This window comes from Bacteroidota bacterium, assembly GCA_034723125.1.
Lineage (GTDB): Bacteria > Bacteroidota > Bacteroidia > CAILMK01 > JAAYUY01 > JAYEOP01.
Genome location: JAYEOP010000407.1, coordinates 1 through 2,258, shown reverse-complemented (window position 1 = coordinate 2,258; position 2,258 = coordinate 1). Strand labels below are relative to the sequence as shown.

Sequence of the window (2,258 nt, the reverse complement as noted above, 5' to 3'; positions counted from 1 at the left end):
ATCTTGTATCCTGAATCTTGTATCCTGAATCTTGTATCCTGAATCTTGTATCCTGAATCTTGTATCCTGAATCTTGTATCCTGAATCTTGTATCCTGAATCTTGTATCCTGAATCTTGTATCCTGAACTTCATTCTTCCTATCTTTGCACTTTTAAAAAAAATTGACTTAACAAAACATGATTTCAGTTTCAGGATTATCCTTACAATTTTCTTCAGTAGAGATATTTAGTAATATTTCATTTAACATTAATCCAAAAGATCGTATAGGATTAATTGGAAAAAACGGTGCAGGAAAAACATCATTATTAAATATAATTGCAGGAATTCAAAAGCAGGAAAGCGGAAAAGTTGTAATTCCTGAAGGGCAAACAATAGGATATTTACCACAAGAACTAAAAATTGACAGCTCAAAAACTATTTACGAAACAGCTATTACTGCATTTAAAGAAATTGATGAGATTGAAGATGAGTTAAAAGAAATCCAAAATGAAATTGCCATCAGAAAAGATTATCAATCTAAGAGTTATGAAAAATTACTAAACAACTTAAATTCCAAATTGGAAAGAGTAAATTATTTTGATGCAAATAAAAGAAAAGGAAATGTAGAAAAAATATTAAAAGGTTTGGGATTTGTAGAAAATGATTTTGACAGAAAAATGAGTGAGTTTAGCGGTGGTTGGCAAATGAGAGTAGAATTATCAAAAATCCTTTTAAGAAAACCCGAGCTACTTCTACTTGATGAACCTACAAATCATCTTGACATTGAATCAATAATTTGGATAGAAAATTTTTTGATAAACTATGGTGGAGCGGTAATGCTTGTTTCCCACGATAGAATGTTTTTGGATAATGTTTGTAATCGTACCATAGAAATTATTAATGGTAAAATTTATGATTACAAATTAACATTTACAAAATTTCTGATTGCTCGTCAGGAAAGGCTTGATTCACAAATTGCCACAGCCCAAAATCAAGAACAATTCATTAAACAACAAGAAAGATTTATTGAACGTTTCAGGGCAAAAAACACTAAGGCAAAGCAAGTAAAATCAAAAATAAAACAGCTCGAAAAGATTGATCGTGTAGAACTTGACGAATCAAATAATTCGGAAATAAATATAAAATTCCCTACTGCTCCTCGTTCTGGAAAAGTAGTTGTTGAAGCAATAAATGCAAGTAAAAGCTATGGAGATAAAACTATTCTACAAAATCTTGAATTCCATATAAGCATTGGTGAAAGAATTGCTTTTGTAGGTAAAAACGGTGAAGGAAAAACTACACTTATTAAAATGATAAATGGAGAAATTGATTTTGACAATCATTTACAAACAGGTTATAATGTGGAAGTTGGATATTATGCCCAAGTGCAGGAAAATACTCTTGATGAAAGCATTACAGTACTTGACACAATCCAAAATCAAGCAACAGGAGATTGGTCGAACATTGCAAAAACAAGAGGTCTTTTAGGAGCTTTTCTTTTTACAGAAAATGACATTGATAAAAAAGTAAAAGTACTTTCGGGAGGAGAGAAATCACGGCTTGCCATAGCAAAACTACTTTTAAAACCTATAAATCTTTTAATACTTGATGAACCAACAAACCATCTTGATATAAGTTCAAAAAATATTTTAAAACAAGCACTTTTACAATACAACGGAACACTAATAATTGTTTCTCACGACAGGGATTTTCTTCAAAACTTAACAGAAAAAACTTTTGAATTTACTGATAAAGGAATTAAAGAACACATAGGTCCAATAAATGAATTTTTGGATAAACATAAAGTTGAAACATTTCGAGATTTTGAAGCAGGAGATATTTTTAACAAAAAGAATTTTAATAGCAAAAAGGATAAAAGCAATAAGTCAAACAAGCAAAGATACCTTGAAGATAAAAATCAAGAAAAGAAGTTAAGAAAGCTAAAAAACTCTATTAAAAATCTGGAAAAGAAAATTGAAAAAATAGAAAACGAAATCAAAGAAATTGAAAAAAAAATGCAATCTTCTGATTTTTACGATAACATTGAAAAAGCCAATAAAACCACCACTCACTACGATTCACTAAAAAACCAACTAGAACAAACTATGAATAACTGGGGAGAACTTTCTGACAAGTTAGATTAGACTGAAGAACTAAAAGAAGTACTTAAAGTGCCTAGAGTGCCTAAAGTACTTAGAGTTAAAAACTAAAAGCTAAAAACTAAAAGTTATGAATAAACAGATAATAAAAATCTCTTTGCGTTCTTTGCTTGCCCCAT

Annotated in this window: 1 protein-coding gene; it reads left to right on the top strand. The window is 29.8% G+C overall.

Annotated features, from left to right (window positions below; translation table 11 throughout):
- The first annotated feature begins 177 nt into the window (after positions 1-177).
- Complete coding sequence (locus U9R42_10870; protein ID MEA3496527.1) at positions 178-2,124, top strand: ABC-F family ATP-binding cassette domain-containing protein; 1,947 nt, start codon at positions 178-180, stop codon at positions 2,122-2,124.
- Positions 2,125-2,258 lie beyond the last annotated feature (134 nt).